The 17801-nt window shown below is 60.2% G+C and carries 17 protein-coding genes and 2 pseudogenes; 8 read left to right on the top strand and 11 right to left on the bottom strand.

Annotated elements, in window-relative coordinates:
* Nucleotides 1-149: 149 nt before the first annotated feature.
* Nucleotides 150-1082: a LysR substrate-binding domain-containing protein gene (locus HB376_RS39855; RefSeq protein ID WP_255631870.1), complete on the bottom strand. Its 933-nt coding sequence runs from the start codon at nt 1080-1082 to the stop codon at nt 150-152.
* On the opposite strand from HB376_RS39855, the gene HB376_RS39850 reads away from it, so the two are divergent.
* Entirely contained in the window at nt 1081-1236 is a 156-nt protein-coding gene (locus tag HB376_RS39850; RefSeq protein WP_213769185.1) for a hypothetical protein, read from the top strand. The two genes, HB376_RS39855 and HB376_RS39850, sit on opposite strands and share 2 nt — an antisense overlap.
* Here HB376_RS39850 and HB376_RS39845 read toward each other — a convergent pair.
* The 7 genes from HB376_RS39845 to HB376_RS39815 all read right to left on the bottom strand — a co-directional run bounded on the left by HB376_RS39845 (nt 1230) and on the right by HB376_RS39815 (nt 9085).
* On the bottom strand, nt 1230-2249 hold the full coding sequence (locus tag HB376_RS39845) for a branched-chain amino acid ABC transporter permease (RefSeq protein ID WP_213769183.1): 1020 nt from the start codon (nt 2247-2249) through the stop codon (nt 1230-1232). The two genes, HB376_RS39850 and HB376_RS39845, sit on opposite strands and share 7 nt — an antisense overlap.
* A gap of 10 nt (nt 2250-2259) precedes the next feature.
* Nucleotides 2260-3144, bottom strand: coding sequence for a branched-chain amino acid ABC transporter permease (locus tag HB376_RS39840; protein WP_213769182.1), 885 nt, complete (start codon nt 3142-3144; stop codon nt 2260-2262).
* Nucleotides 3145-3146: 2 nt separating this feature from the next.
* Nucleotides 3147-3911: an ABC transporter ATP-binding protein gene (locus HB376_RS39835; RefSeq protein ID WP_213769181.1), complete on the bottom strand. Its 765-nt coding sequence runs from the start codon at nt 3909-3911 to the stop codon at nt 3147-3149.
* On the bottom strand, nt 3911-4681 hold the full coding sequence (locus tag HB376_RS39830) for an ABC transporter ATP-binding protein (protein WP_213769180.1): 771 nt from the start codon (nt 4679-4681) through the stop codon (nt 3911-3913). Before HB376_RS39830 ends, HB376_RS39835 begins: the two co-directional genes overlap by 1 nt.
* A 61-nt stretch (nt 4682-4742) precedes the next feature.
* Nucleotides 4743-5966: an ABC transporter substrate-binding protein gene (locus tag HB376_RS39825; RefSeq protein WP_213769179.1), complete on the bottom strand. Its 1224-nt coding sequence runs from the start codon at nt 5964-5966 to the stop codon at nt 4743-4745.
* A gap of 73 nt (nt 5967-6039) precedes the next feature.
* Nucleotides 6040-7515, bottom strand: coding sequence for an FAD-dependent oxidoreductase (locus tag HB376_RS39820; protein ID WP_213769178.1), 1476 nt, complete (start codon nt 7513-7515; stop codon nt 6040-6042).
* 88 nt (nt 7516-7603) lie between these two features.
* On the bottom strand, nt 7604-9085 hold the full coding sequence (locus HB376_RS39815) for an aldehyde dehydrogenase (protein ID WP_213769177.1): 1482 nt from the start codon (nt 9083-9085) through the stop codon (nt 7604-7606).
* A gap of 368 nt (nt 9086-9453) precedes the next feature.
* Here HB376_RS39815 and HB376_RS39810 point away from each other — a divergent pair.
* The 5 genes and pseudogenes from HB376_RS39810 to HB376_RS39790 all read left to right on the top strand — a co-directional run bounded on the left by HB376_RS39810 (nt 9454) and on the right by HB376_RS39790 (nt 12569).
* A protein-coding gene (locus tag HB376_RS39810; protein ID WP_213769176.1) for an IS6 family transposase occupies nt 9454-10148 on the top strand; the annotation gives its coding sequence in 2 pieces (ribosomal slippage) (nt 9454-10009 and nt 10009-10148; 696 coding nt in all).
* 54 nt (nt 10149-10202) lie between these two features.
* A pseudogene (locus tag HB376_RS39805) lies at nt 10203-10739 on the top strand (Tn3 family transposase); the annotation flags it as partial.
* Between the two features lie 237 nt (nt 10740-10976).
* Nucleotides 10977-11228: pseudogene (locus HB376_RS39800) on the top strand (Tn3 family transposase); the annotation flags it as partial.
* Between the two features lie 44 nt (nt 11229-11272).
* A complete protein-coding gene (locus HB376_RS39795) occupies nt 11273-11698 on the top strand; it encodes a hypothetical protein (RefSeq protein ID WP_213769175.1) in 426 nt (141 codons plus the stop codon).
* Between the two features lie 61 nt (nt 11699-11759).
* Nucleotides 11760-12569, top strand: a complete 810-nt coding sequence (locus HB376_RS39790; protein ID WP_213769174.1) for an exodeoxyribonuclease III — start codon at nt 11760-11762, stop codon at nt 12567-12569.
* Nucleotides 12570-12748: 179 nt separating this feature from the next.
* On the opposite strand, the gene HB376_RS39785 is transcribed toward HB376_RS39790, so the two are convergent.
* A complete protein-coding gene (locus HB376_RS39785) occupies nt 12749-13666 on the bottom strand; it encodes an AraC family transcriptional regulator (RefSeq protein WP_213769173.1) in 918 nt (305 codons plus the stop codon).
* Between the two features lie 104 nt (nt 13667-13770).
* Here HB376_RS39785 and HB376_RS39780 point away from each other — a divergent pair, with 104 nt between their 5' ends.
* Nucleotides 13771-14520: an SDR family oxidoreductase gene (locus HB376_RS39780; RefSeq protein ID WP_213769172.1), complete on the top strand. Its 750-nt coding sequence runs from the start codon at nt 13771-13773 to the stop codon at nt 14518-14520.
* Nucleotides 14521-14581: 61 nt separating this feature from the next.
* A complete protein-coding gene (locus HB376_RS39775) occupies nt 14582-15340 on the top strand; it encodes an SDR family NAD(P)-dependent oxidoreductase (RefSeq protein ID WP_213769171.1) in 759 nt (252 codons plus the stop codon).
* 388 nt (nt 15341-15728) lie between these two features.
* On the opposite strand, the gene HB376_RS39770 is transcribed toward HB376_RS39775, so the two are convergent.
* Together HB376_RS39770 and HB376_RS39765 are read right to left on the bottom strand one after the other, a co-directional pair.
* A complete protein-coding gene (locus HB376_RS39770) occupies nt 15729-17195 on the bottom strand; it encodes a 3'-5' exonuclease (RefSeq protein ID WP_213769170.1) in 1467 nt (488 codons plus the stop codon).
* Between the two features lie 327 nt (nt 17196-17522).
* A partial coding sequence (locus tag HB376_RS39765; RefSeq protein ID WP_213769169.1) for an EamA family transporter occupies nt 17523-17801 on the bottom strand: 279 nt, incomplete at its 5' end.

Genomic DNA, 17801 nt, shown 5'->3' with positions numbered 1-17801 from the left:
GCGAAATAAGCATTCCTATCCGTTCTGTCTCACCTCCACCTAATTTCCTTACTGCGACAGAACCGTCCGATTGCATTGTCAATTCAGACCGCTTTCGCTTTGCTGGACAAGGCTACCGCATTGACAGATTTACCTCGAACGAAGGCTGGCTACACCGGTTGTTTTACTTTCCGTACTTCCCTATCGCAGACATCGTTCGAAAGCTCGTTGAGTTCGCCCCGATATTGCTTGGAAGCCTCGAGAAGCCAGTCCCGAAAGACACGGATTGCCGGCGATGACTGCTTTTGCTCCGGGACTACGAAGTAATAGTCCTTGGCGCCTGGCACCTGCATCTCCCAGGGCACGGTCAATTCTTTCGCAGCGATCTCATTCTGCACGTAGCTGCGCGGCACAAGCGCCACCCCCGCCTTCGCGCGCGCCGCTTCGATCAGCAACGCGTACATGCTGAAACGCGGACCGCGCAACGCTTTGGGATTGGGCGCACCTGCCAGCTCGAACCAGCGAGACCATGCCTCGGGCCTGCCGGTTTTATGCATGAGCACGAAATCCGCGAGATCAGACGGCTTCGCGCATCGAAACCCTCCAATGAGGTCCGGGCTGCAAACGGGGATGAGTTCTTCCGTGAACAGATACGTCGTGGTTGCATTCGCCCAGACGGGATGGTCGAAATGGATCGTCGCGTCGAACACCTCCTCCGAAAAGACGAACGGTTCCTCACGCGCGACGACGTTGATCGTGATGTCAGGATGAAGTGCTGCAAACTCTCCCAGGCGTGGCATCAGCCACTTGAGGGCGAACGTGGGCAGCACGGCAAGGTCGAGCGTGATGCGCCCGGCGTCGTAGCCCATTGCGAGCGTGGTATCCATCTCCAGCTTGTCGAGACTCTGCTGGACGAGCGCGCTGTAGGTCCTGCCCGCATCGGTCAACTGCAGGCGGCGCTTGACGCGGCTAAAAAGCGGGATGGCAAGGTACTCTTCAAGCAACGCGATCTTCTTGCTGACCGCGCTTTCGGTAACTGACAACTCCTCTGCTGCATGGGTAAAGCTCAGGTGGCGCGCCGCGGACTCGAACGCGATCAGCATGCTGGTACTCGGTATTTTTCTGCGCATCACTTCCCTGTCCGATAGTCTCGTAGACAAGGCCGCTGCTGTACGTAACGCGATACGCGGCGCGGTGCGCATTGGAATGCCTTTCACCTCGCAGCTCGCCAAGCTTAACACCAGCGACCTTTATTGATGGGCATGATCGCTGCGCCGACGGGAAAATTTTTCTCGCTGCCGCGCTGTTTCAATACGCTTGAACAGCGCCAGTATCTCGCCCACGATACCCTTGCGAAGGGCAAGCACGCAGACAATGAAGATAAACCCCGTGACGATGGTGACCGAGTCGCCCAACGTACCGAACCAGTTTACACCAGTCACCGAGGCAAGCCAGTTACCGATATCGCCGAGCTTGTCCTCCAGCAGGACAATGATCAACGCACCCACAATGGGACCGAACAGCGTGCCCAGGCCGCCCACGAGCGTCATCAGCACGACCAGGCCGGACAGGCTCCAGTGCGCGTCGGTCAGCGTCTCAAAACCGAGCACCACGGCTTTCATCGCGCCGGCGAGCCCCGACAACGCTGCGGATAATACAAACGCAAGCATCTTGTAGCGGTCGACCTGGTAGCCGAGCGAGATTGCGCGTGGCTCATTTTCCCTGATCGCGCGCAGCACTTCACCAAAGGGCGAATGGATCGTGCGCGCGATCAGCGCAAAGGCGCCCACGCTGATCGCCAGTAGGACGAAGTAAAGAAGGAGATCATTCGACAGGTCGACAAAGCCAAAGAGCCTGCCGCGAGGAATACCTTGCAAGCCGTCCTCGCCTCCTGCAAACGGCGCCTGCAGGAATACGAAATACAGCATCTGCGCAAGCGCGAGCGTGATCATCGTGAAGTAGATGCCCTGCCGCCGGATGGCGAGTGCGCCCATCACCAACCCGATCAACGCACCGGCCAACGTGCCCAGCGCAAGCCCGGATTCTGTTGATACGCCCCAGGACTTGAGCGCGTAGCCTGCGACATAGCCCGCTGCCCCGAAGAACGCCGCGTGACCGAACGACAGCAGCCCGGCATAACCCACCAACAGGTTGAACGAGCAGGCGAACAGCGCGAAGCACAAAATCTTCATCAGCAGGACCGGATACAGCACGGTCGGCGCAACGCACGCCGCCGCGAGCAGCAGGCAATAACCCCAACGCTTCTTCATGTCACCCGCCTCACTTCTCTTTACCGAACAGACCGGCAGGACGCACGATCAACACGATAGCCATCACGATGAACACCACGGTCGCCGACAGTTCCGGATAGAACACCCGCGTCAACCCCTCGATCACACCCAGCCCGAGACCGGTCAGGATCGAGCCAAGGATGGACCCCATGCCGCCTATCACCACGACCGCGAACACGACGATGATGACGTTCGATCCCATCAACGGCGACACCTGGATCACCGGCGCCGCCAGCACGCCGGCAATGGCGGCCAGCGCCACGCCGAAACCGTAGGTCGCCGTCACCATCAGCGGCACGTTGATACCGAACGCTTCCACCATCTTCGGGTTCTCCGTGCCGGCGCGCAGGCTCGAGCCAAGACGCGTCTTCTCGATCACGAACCAGGTCGAGAAGCAGATCACGAGCGATGCCGCCACCACCCACGCGCGATAGTTGGGCAGCATCATGAAGCCCAGGTTGGTAACGCCATCGAGCGCGTCGGGCACCGGGTAAGGTTGGCCCGACACGCCGAAGACCGAGCGGAACAAACCTTCGATCATCAGCGTGAGCCCGAAGGTCAGCAGGAGCCCGTACAAGTGATCGAGTTTGTAGAGCCATCGCAACATGGTCTTCTCGATCAAGACACCAAACAAGCCCACGATGACTGGCGCCAGCACGAGCATCCACCAGTAACCGATGCCCAGGTAATTGAGCCCCATCCACGCGAGGAAAGCGCCAAGCATGTAGAGCGTGCCATGCGCAAAATTGATCACGTTGAGCAGGCCGAAGATCACCGCAAGACCGAGCGACAACATGGCGTAGAACGAGCCGTTCACGAGGCCGAGCAGTAGTTGGCTCATCAGCGCCTGAATGGGTAAGCCGAAAATTTCCATGATCAGATGCTGAGCAGTTCGTTGAGGGTTTCCGCTTTCGACTCGAGCTCGGCGGCGGCGAACGACTCTACAATCTGGCCGTGCTCCATCACGTAGAAGCGGTCGGCGAGCGGCGCCGCAAAACGGAAATTCTGCTCGACCATCACGATGGTGTAGCCGCGCGCTTTCAGCACGGTGATCATCCGAGCGAGCGCCTGGACAATCACGGGAGCAAGGCCTTCCGATATCTCGTCGAGCAGCAATAACCGGGCGCCGGTGCGCAGGATCCTCGCCACCGCGAGCATCTGCTGCTCGCCGCCCGAGAGCCGTGTGCCCTGGCTGTGCCGGCGCTCCGCGAGGTTGGGGAACATCGCGTAGATCTCGTCGAGCGACATGCTCCCGTGCTTCGTCGATACAACCGGCGGAAGCAGAAGATTTTCCTCAGTCGTCAACGACGAAAAGATGCCCCGCTCCTCGGGGCAATATCCCACGCCGCGCCGCGCGATTCTGTAGGTCGGCAGGCTGACTGTCTCCTCGCCGTCGATGCGAATCGAGCCGCGGCGCGTGCCGACCAGACCCATGATTGCCCGCAGGGTGGTGGTGCGGCCGGCGCCGTTGCGCCCCAGCAAGGTCACGACTTCACCGCGCTTCACCGTGAGATTGACGTCGTGAAGGATATGCGACTCGCCATGCCCTGCGTGCAGGCTGGTGATCGACAAAGCCTCATCGGCCGCTCGTACGTCCTCGTGTATCCGGGCTGCGACCGGTCTCTCTTGCACGCTGCTCATCACTGCGTTCCCTCAAGCGCCTCAACTGTCGTTCCCATGTACGCCTGTATGACCCGAGGGTTGCAAGACACTTCGTCGTAACTGCCTTCGGCGAGCACTGTGCCCCGCTGCAACACGCTGATGCGATCGCAAATACTCGCGATTACCTTCATGTTGTGCTCGACCATCAGGATCGTTCGGCCCGCCGATACTTTCTTGATCAATGACGTCACTCGGTCGACGTCTTCGTGGCCCATGCCTTGAGTCGGCTCATCGAGCAGCATCAACTCGGGTTCCATCGCGAGCGTAGTGGCAATCTCGAGCGCACGCCTACGGCCATAAGGCAGGTCCACGGCAACCGTGTCCACGAAACTTCCGAGGTCCACTTCGTCGAGCAGCGCGATCGCACGATCGTTGAGCCGGGCAAGGGTGCGGCCGCTCTTCCAGAAGTGATACGAGGTTCCAAGCGAGCGTTGCAGACCGATCCGCACGTTCGCAAGCACACTCAGGTGCGGGAACACCGCCGAGATCTGAAACGAGCGGACAATGCCACGGCGAGCGATCCGCGCCGCCGGCTCGGCGGTGATGTCCTGACCATTGAACAGGATTCGTCCCGAGGTGGGTGCAAGGAACTTCGTCAGCAGATTGAAGCAGGTAGTTTTCCCCGCGCCGTTCGGCCCGATCAGCGCGTGGATGTGACCTCGTTCGATGTGAAGATCGACCGCTTCAACTGCCGTAAAGCCTTTGAAGACCTTCGTCAGACGCTCGGTCTTCAGGATGAAATCCTGCATTGCCACGCTCGCTCGATAGGGGTTCGTGAAGTTCGTGAGGGTTGGATGCGCGCGCGGCAGACTACTGCTTTGCAAACGTGCAGCTGCCTTTCGCAATCGACGGATAAGCCTCGTTGCCCGGAACAACCGCACGCACGTTGTAGTAATCCCAGGGCTTCTTCGACTCCGCCGGCGTCTTCACCTGCATCAGGTACATGTCGTGGACCAGCAGGCCGTCTTTGCGAATCACGCCGTTCTTCGTGTACATGTCGTTGACCGGCGTGTCTTCCATCTTCTTGATGACCGTCGCTGAGTCGTCGGTGCCGGTGGCCTTGATTGCCTCGAGATAGTGAAGCGTGGACGAATAGTCCGCCGCCTGGATCGCCGATGGCATCTTGCCCATGCGCTTGTAATAACGCGCCGACCACTTGCGGGTTTCGTCGTTCAGGTCCCAGTACCAGCCTTCCGTGATGTAGAGGCCCTGCGCGGTCTGCAGGCCGAGCGCATGCACGTCGGTGATGAGCACCAGCAGCCCTGCAAGCTGTTGCTTGCCTGCGCCCAGCAAGCCGAACTCGCGCGCCGACTTGATGGCGTTGATCGTGTCGGAACCCGCATTGGCCAAGCCGATGATCTTCGCATGGCTCGCCTGTGCCTGCACCATGAAAGACGAGAAGTCCGACGCATTGAACGGATGCTTGACCGAGCCGACGACCTTGCCGCCGTTGGCCGTGATAACCGCCGAGGTATCGCTTTGCAGCGAGTAACCGAACGAATAGTCGGCGGTCAGGAAGAACCAGGTGTCGCCTCCCTGCTTGACGATGTATTTACCCGACACGTTCGCGAGCGATGCTGTGTCGTGGTTGTAATGCAGGCTATAAGGCGTGCAATCCTCGTTGGTGATCCGCGTCGTGCCTGCACCGGTGACGATCGCGATACGCTTCTTGTCGTTGGCGATCTTGATGGTGGCAAGCGCCGTGGCCGAGCCCGAGTTGTCCGCGAGCATGTCCACGTGTTTCTCGTCGATCCATTCACGCGCCGTGCTCGCGGCAATGTCGGCCTTGTTCTGGTGATCGGCCGAGATCACCTCGATCGGCTTGCCGTTCACCTTGCCGCCAAAATCTTCCACGGCCATCTTCACGGCCTCGACCGCGCCCTTGCCCGCAAAGTCCGAGAACGTGCCGCTCATGTCGGTCAGCACGCCAATCCTCACTACATCACCCGACATCCCCGGCTGCGCGATGGCAGCTGCGCTGAACAGCGCAAGTGCTGCTCCGGCTAACGCCCCTATTGTTCTTTCCACTTTCATTTCTGTCTCCGTTGCTGTCATCGCCTTGCAAGGCGTTATTCCCGGTGCTGCATTCGACGCTTAGCTCGCTGTTCTATGCCTGCCGGGCTGCGGCACGGGCCGCGGCGTGCTCGCCGGCGATCTTACCGAACACCGCACCGCGCATCACGGATGTCGCGCCGGTGTAGACCTGGTAGTAGAGCCCGGCGGCCTCGCCCGCCGCGTAAAGGCCCGGAATCGGCCGGCCGTCGGCGTCGATCACCTGTCCGCTTTTGTTAGTCTTCACGCCGCCATAGGTGAAGCAGATGCCCGGGATGATCGGATAGGCGAAGAACGGTCCGGTCTTGATCGGACGCGACCAGTTCGATTTCGGGATATCCAGACCCTGTGTGGCGAGTCCGTCCACTTCGAGCGGGGAGAACCTGCCCTCGGGGCAAGCCGCGTTATAGGCGTCGATGGTCTTCATGAACGCGTCTACCGGCAACTCGCAGGCTTCTGCCAACGCCTCGAGTGTGTCGGCCTGGATAGCCGGCTGATCCGTGCGGATGCTGCGCTTCCAGTTCGGCACGTCGTCAATACTCTTGTCGAACACGACATACACGCGGCCCTTCGGCTGTTCGCCGAACGCGCGCGAAATGTGGTCGTAGTGGACATCGACCGGGCCGGGCGCTTCATCGACGAACCGCTTGCCGAGCATATTGACGAGCACACCGTAAGAAAAATTCATCACCAACGCCTCGGTCGCACCCGAGCGCGGATCGAGCGGTTCCGCATGATAAGAACCGAAGTCGCCGGCTGGAGCCGCGCCCGCCGCGAGCGCCATCTGGATACCTTCGCCCTTGTTGTAATAGCCGCCGCGCGCAACGGGCCGCACGAACTTCGCCGCCTGCCCCAGATAGCGCGTCATCATTTCCGGATTGCCCTGGAAGCCGCCCGACGCCACGATCACCGAAGATGCAGTAAAGGCAAGCGCATCGCCATCTCGTCCGGTCGTCTGGAGACTCAGATCACCTTCACTGTTCGCGCGCGCGAGTTGTCGCGCGGTGGTCTCGTAGAACACGTCGACGTTCAGTTTCTTCGCCTGCACGAGCAATGCTTCGATCATTGCAAGGCCGCCGCCGACCGGCATCAGCCGCGGCGCCGCGGCGGTGACGAAGTACGTCGGCAGTGTGTCGAAACGGATGCCGAAAGTGCGTAGCCACGCGACGGTTGGCGCGGCGTGGCTCGACAGCGCGAACACCAGTTCCGGGTCCGGCATGCCGTGCGCCTTGACATAAGGCGGCCATGACGCGTACTCGCCGCCCATGGCTTCCACTATGTTGGGATCGAGATTGTCGCCAGCGTTCGAGATAAGCCGTTCCTCGAAGTCGTCGCTCACTTCGGCTTCGCTCTTCATGCGAAAGTACGCTTCGGTCCAGCGCGTATTGCCGCCGTATTCTTCTTCGTTAGCGCGTTCGATGATGGCGACCTGCGCTCCTGAGGTCGCCGCCGCGACCGCCGCCGACAACCCGGCGATGCCGCTGCCGATCACCAGCACGTCGAAGTTTCGTTGCCCTTTCGTTAGTTCCATTCCTGTCTCCTTCGGATCCTTCGTTGGCGCGAGGTTTCACGTAACTTCACCTCACTTCATATCACCTCGCGCCGCGTTCTGCGCAGCCTTAATACTTGCGAATGAACGGATCCGGCATGTCGAGATCGGTTGAAATCCACACGCTCTTGGTCTCGAGATATTCCTTGACCGCTTCGATGCCACCTTCGCGGCCGATGCCACTATGCTTGTAGCCGCCAAACGGTGTCGTGAAACTCGTCGAGCGGTAGTTGTTCACCCAGACGGTGCCGGCCTTCAGGCGCTCCGACATGAACATGGCGCGATGCAAGCTGCGGGTCCACACGCCCGACGCCAAGCCGAAGCGGATGTCATTGGCGATGCGGATCGCGTCCTCTTCGTCCTTGAACTTGATCACCGAGAGCACGGGGCCGAACACCTCCTCCTGCGCAATGCGCATGTCATTGGTCACATCGACGAAAATGGTCGGCTCCACGAACTGGCCCGCGCCAAATCCTTCCCCGGAGCGCGAGTTGCCACCGAACACGCAGCGGGCGCCCTCCGCCTTCGCGATGCCGATGTACTCCATGACCTTGTCGAATTGGGGTCGGGTCGCGACCGGTCCCACCTGGACGTCAGGCAGCGACGGGTCGCCGAGTTTTGCCTTGCTGCTGATCGCGATCAGGCGTTCGACAAACTCGTCGTGAATGCTTTCCTGCAGCAACAGTCGCGAACCCGCCATGCAGGTCTGGCCGCCGGCCGAGAAGATGCCGGTAATCACGCCGTTGGCCGCGCGGGTCAGGTCGGCATCGTCGAAGATGATGTTGGGCGACTTGCCGCCCAGCTCCAGCGACACGCGCTTGAAGTGCTGTGCACCAAGCACGTTGACGGCCTTCCCGCCGGCGTCGCCGCCCGTGAATGCGATCCGCGCGACCTTCGGATGGACGACAAGCGGTTCGCCCACTTCCTTGCCGAAACCAGTCAGCACGTTGAAGACGCCTGGCGGAAAGCCGGCCTCGACGAACAGCTTCGCGAGTTCGAACAGCGATGCCGATGTGTACTCGGACGGCTTCGCGATCACCGTATTGCCGGCGCATAGCGCAGGCGCAAGTTTCCATGCGGTCAACAGCAGCGACGAGTTCCAGGGCGTAATGGTCGCGACGACACCTAGCGGCTCGTAGCGGGTGTAGTTGAATACCTTGGGCTTGTCCATCGGGATCACGGCGCCCTGGATCTTGTCAGCCAGGCCGCCGTAATAATAGAAATACTTCGCCATGTAGCGGACTTGGCCACCGACTTCACTGCGCAGCTTGCCGTTGTCGCGGCTTTCAACTTCGGTCAGCACGTCAGCATGCTTCTCGATCAGCGCGCCGAGCTTGTGCAGCAGCAAGCCGCGGTCCGTGGCGGAGATGCGGCCCCAGGGTCCTTCGAGTGCGGCCGAGGCGGCCTCGACCGCGCGGCTCACATCGGCTTCGCCTGCCCGCGGGATCTCGGCCCAAGGCTCGCCCGAGAACGGGTCAAGCGAGTCGAACCATGTGCCCGATGCCGGGTCGACCCACTCGTTGTTGATGAACAGCTGATACCGTTGAACCATGCTTCGACTCCTGTGAATGCCATTTGATATGCCGCGGTACGAGCGGACCATGGCAAAAATTATGGCTTTCCACAGGCGTCCGCTACAAGCGATGAAAAGTATCGAGGTGATGCCAAATTGGAATCTTCCGGGTCCTCGCCGAGCCTTGCATCCGGTGGTCGGATAATCACCTATGGCACGGCAGATCAACTGGGCACGCGTGCGTTCGATTCCAAACACGCATCAACCTGATACCTTAAATTAAGCAACGGTGCGCGCCGATGTCCGGCATTGATGGGCCTTCTGCAGGTGATCACCCGCTCCAGATGGTTCTGTCGCAATAAGGCGGCGCGGTATTATGTTCGGCACCCAAACTAGGTCTTTGCCCGATGAAACAGAGCCTGACGCCAGCCTTAGCGCGCGTGTTTAAACGCCTTCATTATCCGTTTGATGTGATGCTGATGTGTGTGCGCTGGTATGTTGCCTACGGACTGAGTGTACGAAACCTGGAAGAGATGATGGCTGAGCGAGGCATCGAGGTCGACCATTCGACGGTGCATCGTTGGGCAATCAAATTGCTGCCGGTTCTTGGAAAAGCGTTCGGTCGCCGCAAGCGCCCGGTGGGCAGGAGCTGGCGCGTCGATGAGACGTACATCAAGGTCAAGGGAGCGTGGAAATATCTGTATCGAGCAGTAGACAAGGCCGGTCACACGGTTGATTTCCTGCTACGAGCCCACCGTGGCAAGGCTGCAGCACAGCGTTACTTTGAGAAATCGATTGACCAGAACGGTGAGCCCGAGACGATAACGATCGATAAAAGTGGTTCAAACCTGGCCGCGCTTGAAGCACTGAACGCCCAGCGCGACATGCCGATCAAGATCCGCCAGAACAAGTATTTGAATAACATCATCGAACAGGATCACCGAGCAATCAAACGGCGCACTCCCCCATGCTCGGCTTCAAGACATTCTGGTGTGCACGCATTCTGCTGGGCGGCATCGAACTCATGCATATGATTAAGAAAGGCCAGATGACAGGCACTGGCCAAACCGCTGCCGATCAGTTTTACTCGTTAGCCAAATAAGCACTGCATATTATATCGCTTTTTCTTGCCCCGCCATCCTTATTGCGACAGAACCTTCGGGACTCGACCTACGTGCTCGACGGTCTGCTGTATCACGAGTCAGACTTGCGGATCGAAGAGCACTACACGGACACAGCGGGCTTCACGGACCATGTTTTCGCCCTGATGCACCTGTTGGGCTTCCGCTTCGCGCCGCGTATCCGTGACCTTGGCGACACCAAGCTGTACCTCCCGAAGGGTGACGAAACCTACGACGCCCTAAAACCGATGATCGGCGGCACGCTGAACACCAAGCACATTCGCGCCCATTGGGAGGAAATCTTGCGACTCGCCACCTCGATCAAGCAGGGTACGGCGACTGCCTCGCTCATGCTGCGCAAGCTCGGCAGCTATCCACGTCAAAACGGTCTGGCTATCGCTCTGCGTGAGCTGGGCCGCATCGAGCGAACGTTGTTCATCCTGGACTGGCTGCAAAGCGTGGAACTGCGCCGCCGTGTTCACGCCGGCCTAAATAAAGGCTAGGCCCGCAACGCGCTAGCCAGGGCGGTGTTCTTCTACCGCTTGGGTGAAATCCGTGATCGCAGCTTTGAGCATGTTAGCGGCGGTGCAAAACCGCCATTAAACGGCGGCGAGAATGCGCTTTTATGGGTGCGACCTCGGTCGCACCCAATACCAGTTTTCTGTCCCTTCGCGGGGTCAAGGATTCGCTGCGCCAAGCTGCGCTTGCCCTTGACCCCGTGAAGGGACTTTTTGCTCAAGCGTTGCTCAAAAATCGTTCCCGGAAAACACACGCCGCCGTTTAGTGGCGGATTTCGACCGCCGTTCACAGAGCAGCAGCGCTACAGGGCCAGCGGCCTCAATCTGGTGACGGCAGCCATCGTGCTCTGGAATACGGTCTATCTGGAGCGCGCTACCGGCGCCTTGCGCGGCCACGGACACTTGGTGGACGACACGCTACTGCAATACCTGTCGCCGCTGGGCTGGGAACACATCAACCTGACCGGCGATTATCTGTGGCGCAACAACGCTAAAATCGGCACAGGCAAGTTCAGACCGCTACGGCCCTTGGCCAACCCTTAGCGTACGATTTTTTCCGAATTCTGAGACGACCCCAAGGAGAGGAGATGGATGATGGTACCGAAAGACGCGCCCTGCTGCTGCACTTGGGCGACGTGCTGGAAGCGACTGCGTGCGTGATGAAGTGCGTCAACCGGTTTAACACCGTCGGCGAAGCCGCCGGACAGGAAGAGTCCCTGATGAGTTTCTCGATCTTGCGTATGGTTGACGCCGAGATGACGCCCTACGAATTCGCCAAGCGAGCGGCGAGCGCTTTCTTCCTGTGGCCGAAGGCGCTGCTCGAAGAGCATGTGAACCGGCCATTACTGGCCAACCTTGTCCAGCACGACCTGTTCAGCGGTCACCAGAGCGGCTGGGACAGCTACGTAGCTGAGCGCCGCGAACTGGTTCCGTGGTTCGGAGAAGGCTTGGACTTGGTCACCGAGCCAGACCTCGAAGCAGGCGTCGGCGCATGGCCAACGCTTACCCACTGAGGCGCGATTGGTTCGGACCGAACGGCATCGACAATCGACGCGAGCAATGGAGACAGACGGCGTGCCGAACCTCAAAATAGCGACGTTCAACATAAACGGCATTCGCTCACGCCTGCCAGCGCTTCTCGCGTGGCTGGAGGAGGCATCGCCCGACATTGTTTGCCTGCAGGAACTGAAGGCCATCGACTCATCGTTTCCGATCGCAGCGATCAATGACGCGGGATACGGCGCGATCTGGCACGGGCAAAGCGCGTGGAATGGCGTGGCTATCCTTGCCAAGGACACCGATCCGATGGAAAGTCGGCGGGGCTTGCCAGGAGATCGGGCCGACAAACAAAGCCGCTACATCGAGGCTGCAATCTCCGGCATCCTCGTTGGATGTCTCTACCTCCCGAACGGCAACCCGCGGCCCGGCCCCAAGTTTGACTACAAACTTGCCTGGTTCGAGCGGCTGATCGAATACGCTCAGGTCCTCATCGATAGTGGGCACCCTGTCGTTCTCGCAGGCGACTACAACGTCGTGCCAACGGACAACGACATCTATAACCCGCGCTCCTGGCGCGACAATGCCCTGCTACAACCTGAGAGCCGAGAATGCTTCAGGCGTCTTGTCGATCAGGGGTGGACGGACGCTCTGCGGGCCACGCACGGCGACGAACGTATCTACACATACTGGGACTATCTCAGGCGGCACCGTGGCAAGGTTTTTGGACTGCGTATCGATCATCTCTTGGTAAGCCCTGCGCTTGTCCCTCGCCTTACCGCTGCCAAGGTTGACAGTTGGGTCAGGGACCTGCCGAACACGAGCGACCATGGCCCGACTTGGATCGAAATCGCGTCGGGGAAAAAGTCGAAATTGGCTGGAGTGTGAGTGCGGCCCGCGTTGTGCCGGCTACCAACGGCTGAGTGCGGCCAGAAAGCGTCACTCGTTTAACCCCTCGCTCGGGCATTCAGATGGCTGCTTTGTCTAAACAGCTGTCATTGGTGAACTGCTTCGAGCCACCGAGCCCCCTGGCCTTGGGCCACCGAAAACAGCGGGTTTCCGATGGATTACGTGTCATCGGTGGTCACCTGTTCCTCGCGCGCGTATTGAGAAGGTGGCCGCCCGACGTGCCGCGTGAAGGCGACGCTGAAGGTGCTGGCGGAGCTGTAGCCAACACGCCGTGCGACTTCGGCGACACGGCCTTCATTGCGACGTAGCAGGTTCTTCGCGAGCGCCATGCGCCAGGTAAGCAAATATTCCATGGGCGCTACGCCCACCGCGCGGTTGAAGCGCTCAAAGAAGGTCGAGCGCGAGAGGGCGGCCTCTTTCGCGAGGTCAGCAACCGTCCAAGCACGTGTAGGGTGTTCGTGCATCACGCGAATCGCGGCCGCAAGGCGGCCATCGGACAGTCCACGAACCAGCCCCGGTGATGCTGTCGTTTCCGCCGTCGACCTTAACGCCTCGATAAGCAGCACTTCCAGCAGTCGTGACAGCACGACCTCACGCGCTGGCCGCTGCGCGCGCGATTCATCCCGTACGAGTTGCACGAGGGTGGCCAGTCGATCGACGCCGCGGACATGCACGATTTGCGGTAGCAAAGAGACCAGCAGCGATGCATCGGGTGAACCGAAGCTGCAGTGGCCGACCATCATGCGCAGATCGATCGGCCCATCCGGATCGCCGATGCCGAATTCATTGTTGCCAAGCACGAGTGGCGCGAGCGTTTCAATCCCTAGTGGTGGCGGCACGAGGCTGGACATCGACACGCCGTAGGCCGCGGGAATCAGCACGAAGTCTCCCGAGACAAGCTCGATGGGCTCGTGTCCCTCGATCACCATGCGGCATGCGCCCTCAAGGATTACGTAGTAGAGCGGCTGGCCGTTATCCGAGCGGCGAACGCGCCATGGGCCTGCACCCAAAACCAGCTTGGAAAACCGCGCGCCCGGCTGCAGCAACGTCACGACTTCAGCCAAGGGATCAACCATTGCTGGACTCCTGCCAATGGAATTCGGATTCTAGATGGTAGCGAGTACGGTCAGGGTCGTCTATCGTAAGGGCATACGCAAATCACCTTTACACGGGAGTTTCCATGAAAACCGTACTGATCACCGGCTGCTCGTCCGGATTTGGCCTCGAGATTGCCCACTACTTTCTGGCCCGCGACTGGCAGGTCGTCGCGACGATGCGCACGCCGCGCGCCGACCTGCTGCCGCCTTCAGAGCGCTTGCGCGTGCTGGCTCTCGACGTCACAGATCCGGAAAGTATCAGCAAAGCGGTCGAGGCTGCCGGCCCGATTGACGTGCTCGTCAACAACGCGGGCTTCGGCGCGGCTTCGCCGGCGGAACTGGTCGCGCTTGAGACGGTACGCGACATCTTCGAGACCAACACCTTTGGCACGATCGCCGTGACGCAGGCCGTGCTGCCTCAGTTCCGGCGGCGCAATGCCGGCGTCGTCGTGAATGTCACGTCGAGCGTCACGCTGAAGGCGCTGCCTCTGATTGCCGCGTACAGCGCGAGCAAGGCGGCGGTGAATGCATTTACCGCTTCAATGGCAGTGGAACTGGAGCAGTTTGGCGTGCAGGTGCGCCTGGTGCTGCCGGGCCGCGCGCCCGACACCCGGTTCGGCGAGAACGCCCGCGCCCGGATGCATGGTCTCGACCATGAGGCCTACGCTGATCTCGCCAGCAAAGTTATCGCAGGACTGCAGAGTACCGTTTCGCCGATCACCCGGGCGCAGGACGTCGCCGAGGCCGTATGGCGCGCGGCGACAGACCCGTCATCGCCCATGCGCATCCCGGCCGGCGCAGATGCCGAAGCATGGGCGGCCGAGGTTCGCTGACCGGGCGACACGGATTGAAGATGGCTCGTACGCGCGAGCGCATTACATTCAGGAGATTGCCATGCACGACAAACCCGTTGCCCTCGTAAGCGGGGCGAATCAGGGAATCGGTCTTCAGGTTGCGAAGGATCTCGCGGCACGCGGCTTGACTGTGCTGGTCGGGTCTCGCAGCCTCGAACGCGGCGAGGCTGCGGCCACAGAAGTCGGGCTGGGTGCCGTCGCGCTCCAGCTCGACGTGACGGATCAGGCTTCGATCACATCTGCGGCAGAGCGCATTCGAAACGAGTTCGGCCGCCTTGACGTGCTTATTCAGAACGCGGCGATTTCGAATACGAAGAAGCAGCCCGGTCAGTCCGTTGAAGAATATGCGAAGACGACGCGCCCCGGCAACGTGGATCTCGATGAAATGCGCGCGGTGTGGGACACCAACGTGTTTGGCGTGCTGGCTGTGTACCAGGCGATGCTGTCACTTTTGCGCACGACGCCGGGCTCGCGCATCGTTAACGTGTCGAGTGGCGTTGGGTCGTTGACGACGAACTCGAACTCGGCCTTCCCCTACCGCGCGATCTTCGGCCCCGTATACCCGGCGTCCAAGACGGCTCTCAACGCTTTGACGGTTGCCATGGCCATCGAACTCGAATCAGAAGGTATCAAGGTCAATGCCGTCTCCCCGGGTTTCACCAGGACGAACCTCAACGGATATGCGGGCATCGAAACCGTCGAGGAAGACGCTCGCGAGGCGGTGCGCGTGGCGCTGCTGGGTCCCGACGGCCCTACAGGGACGTTCACTCGCTGGAAAGGGGAAACGATCCCATGGTGATTTAGGTCTGGTGCGCATGTTCGGAAGGATCGGTGAATTGGCTCTAAGCGCATGAAACCGGGCCGTTCTCCCGAGCCTTGTTCACTAAGTTGAGTTTCGCTGTTGTTGTACTGATGGCGGCAGGGCCTTCGCTCGGAACATCCGACGAGCGGACGGCGGGTGCACTTCCGAAGGAGCCGTTCACGTCGCGCGAATTGGAAGTCGGCTCAGGGTCGATCTGCGACGGTCGTTCTGTCGCTACCGTACTTTGTTTTCCGCTTCCTGGGGCGGTCGAAGTAGAGGCCGTTTCGACCGCAGTATTACTACGGGTATGTGCAGTGGCGCTGACCAACAGCAGCAAAGAACGACGGCATTGATCGCCACGCTGGCGCGGAGCATGCCGGTGTGTTCACCGATGCGAGTTGAACAACCGCAAAAGCTCTTCGCGCAGTTCGGAGATGTCCAGCACGTGCTGTGCGCGCGTCACGGCCACGTACAGCAGGCGCTTCTCGTCCTCGTCTAACGTCAGGCGTCCGTCGACAGTTTTGAAACGGAAATCGTTGGCTACTTTCACCCGTTTCCATTGCAGCCCTTTGGCACGGTGCACGGTCGAGATCACGTAGTCGGCGTCTGCCTCGTGCGTAACGCGTCGCGCCAGCTCCCGCAGATAGCCGGTGCCACACTCGTCGACGATTCGCACGATGGGTAATAAGTCGCGCCCGACCGCACTCTGGGCAAACGATTGAGCATCCTTCCACGTTTCGAACAACGAGAATGCTGCTGGCCGGAAAGCTCGCTTGCCGGCCAGCAACAGGTCAGCGCCGTCAGCGAACGCTACGATCTCGGTCGGGCTCATGCGGATAGCCGGCTTGTGCCCCGCTTCGACGCCCACGGCTAATTGCCAAATCGCCGTCACATTCTTGCGGCACAAAATGGCGTCGACCGGCGGTGAGATACTCGGATCCTCCACCATGATCGACCCGATGGCATCCTGGCCGCGAATGGGCGTGCGCTCGCCCAGCAGAGACAGAATACGGCTCGCGAGTGCGGCGAATGTAGGTCCGAAGCGAAAGGATTCGGTCAGCGCACGCTCGGGCGCATCGATCTGAGCCATTGCATTGACGGCGCCGCGCCATTCGTAGATTTGCTGGTAGGGATCACCGACGTAGATGATCTGTGCGTGGCGCTGAAGGCCAAGCACCGAGAGCATGACGCCATCGCTGTCCTGGGACTCGTCGAATAGGATGAAATCTGCATCGATACGCGGTTCGGTCTGTGCCCAGACTTTTAAATAGACGTCCGGCGCAATGGCGTGGCGTCCACGTAGGTCTGTGCTTTCATGCCACAGGCGCACCACGCAAGGAAGCAACGATTCGCGCAGCCAGTCGGCCGCCTCTTCATGAACCTTTTCGTCGACAGGGACGTGGAAAGCCTCCGGCCGCAACTCCGCCGAGCGGCAAAATCTGCCCAGGCCGTCGGCCACCATCCGACCGATCTCGAACGGCGTGATTTCGACGGTTTTGCCGGTGATGGTGGGCACCTGTATCGGTCCGATCCCATAGCGAGCAGCCAATTCGTGCGGAGGCTCGGTCGGGAGGTTCACGCGCGCGGTCAGGGCCGGAGCTACGGATGCATACGCGAGCGAATGCACTGTGCGCGCGCTGACATTCGGCGGAAAGCCGCGGCGAGCGTGCTGGGCGATTTCCTTGTTGAAGGCAAGATAGCTGCCGCGCTTACCCGCGAGATGATCCGCGATCAGCCGTAGCGTCGAAGTCTTTCCCGCGCCGGCGTACGCCTTGATTTTCAGGTCACCGCCACCGAGAACTGCATCTACGACTGCATGCTGTTCGACGGTAGGCTTAAACGAATGGGGCATGGGATGTACGGCTGAGCGAGGATGCCCGTAGTGTGCCGGAAAATCGCCGATGAAGAAGTCACCGTTTGCCAGGCGAGTTGTGAGCCCGTGGTGTGACGGCGAATCCAAGTCCTGATCGTTACTTGGATAGGTTTACGCGTCATTACCTGAGACACAATTCGGCCAGGAACCGACATTCGCCGTTCGCGCCAATAAGCAGCCGTTTGTCTGAGCCTTCGCCGGCTTTAGGTGCAAATCTGAATTGCACGTCACCGTTCTGCACTGACTAATCGCCGGAGATCCGTACCAATTGTCACCATCATCGTTCAATGCGATGGCGATGGGTGATTAGGCATGGTAACTCACGCAAAGGGCACCCGATGCCACCACGGCACATGCGAGAAGACGGCGAAACGTAAGGGCCTCGCTGAGGAAAACCCGGCCGATCAAGGCTGCGAAGATAATACTGGTTTCACGAAGTGCCGTGATGGGGCCGGCCGGACCAAGCGCGAACGCCGATATCACCGCTCCATAGGCCATGAGTGAAACCACGCCTCCGACCAACGCTTTTATTGTTTCCGGCGACCGGACATCAAGCGTGAGCTTCCCTCGTAACGCAAAAAAGGT

Origin of the sequence: Caballeronia sp. dw_19 (genome assembly GCF_018449515.1) — a bacterium.
Lineage (GTDB): Bacteria > Pseudomonadota > Gammaproteobacteria > Burkholderiales > Burkholderiaceae > Caballeronia.
The sequence above is the reverse complement of the archived record's forward strand: the minus strand, read 5'-3'. Positions and strand labels throughout refer to the sequence as shown.

What these genes read in the sequence shown, in the direction of transcription:
- HB376_RS39850 (WP_213769185.1), top strand. Translation starts at nt 1,081, where the DNA reads ATGCTGGTACTCGGTATTTTTCTGCGCATCACTTCCCTGTCCGATAGT.
- HB376_RS39855 (WP_255631870.1), bottom strand. Translation starts at nt 1,082, where the DNA reads ATGCTGATCGCGTTCGAGTCCGCGGCGCGCCACCTGAGCTTTACCCAT.
- HB376_RS39845 (WP_213769183.1), bottom strand. Translation starts at nt 2,249, where the DNA reads ATGAAGAAGCGTTGGGGTTATTGCCTGCTGCTCGCGGCGGCGTGCGTT.
- HB376_RS39840 (WP_213769182.1), bottom strand. Translation starts at nt 3,144, where the DNA reads ATGGAAATTTTCGGCTTACCCATTCAGGCGCTGATGAGCCAACTACTG.
- HB376_RS39835 (WP_213769181.1), bottom strand. Translation starts at nt 3,911, where the DNA reads ATGAGCAGCGTGCAAGAGAGACCGGTCGCAGCCCGGATACACGAGGAC.
- HB376_RS39830 (WP_213769180.1), bottom strand. Translation starts at nt 4,681, where the DNA reads ATGCAGGATTTCATCCTGAAGACCGAGCGTCTGACGAAGGTCTTCAAA.
- HB376_RS39825 (WP_213769179.1), bottom strand. Translation starts at nt 5,966, where the DNA reads ATGAAAGTGGAAAGAACAATAGGGGCGTTAGCCGGAGCAGCACTTGCG.
- HB376_RS39820 (WP_213769178.1), bottom strand. Translation starts at nt 7,515, where the DNA reads ATGGAACTAACGAAAGGGCAACGAAACTTCGACGTGCTGGTGATCGGC.
- HB376_RS39815 (WP_213769177.1), bottom strand. Translation starts at nt 9,085, where the DNA reads ATGGTTCAACGGTATCAGCTGTTCATCAACAACGAGTGGGTCGACCCG.
- HB376_RS39795 (WP_213769175.1), top strand. Translation starts at nt 11,273, where the DNA reads ATGGATGATGGTACCGAAAGACGCGCCCTGCTGCTGCACTTGGGCGAC.
- HB376_RS39785 (WP_213769173.1), bottom strand. Translation starts at nt 13,666, where the DNA reads ATGGTTGATCCCTTGGCTGAAGTCGTGACGTTGCTGCAGCCGGGCGCG.
- HB376_RS39780 (WP_213769172.1), top strand. Translation starts at nt 13,771, where the DNA reads ATGAAAACCGTACTGATCACCGGCTGCTCGTCCGGATTTGGCCTCGAG.
- HB376_RS39775 (WP_213769171.1), top strand. Translation starts at nt 14,582, where the DNA reads ATGCACGACAAACCCGTTGCCCTCGTAAGCGGGGCGAATCAGGGAATC.
- HB376_RS39770 (WP_213769170.1), bottom strand. Translation starts at nt 17,195, where the DNA reads ATGCCCCATTCGTTTAAGCCTACCGTCGAACAGCATGCAGTCGTAGAT.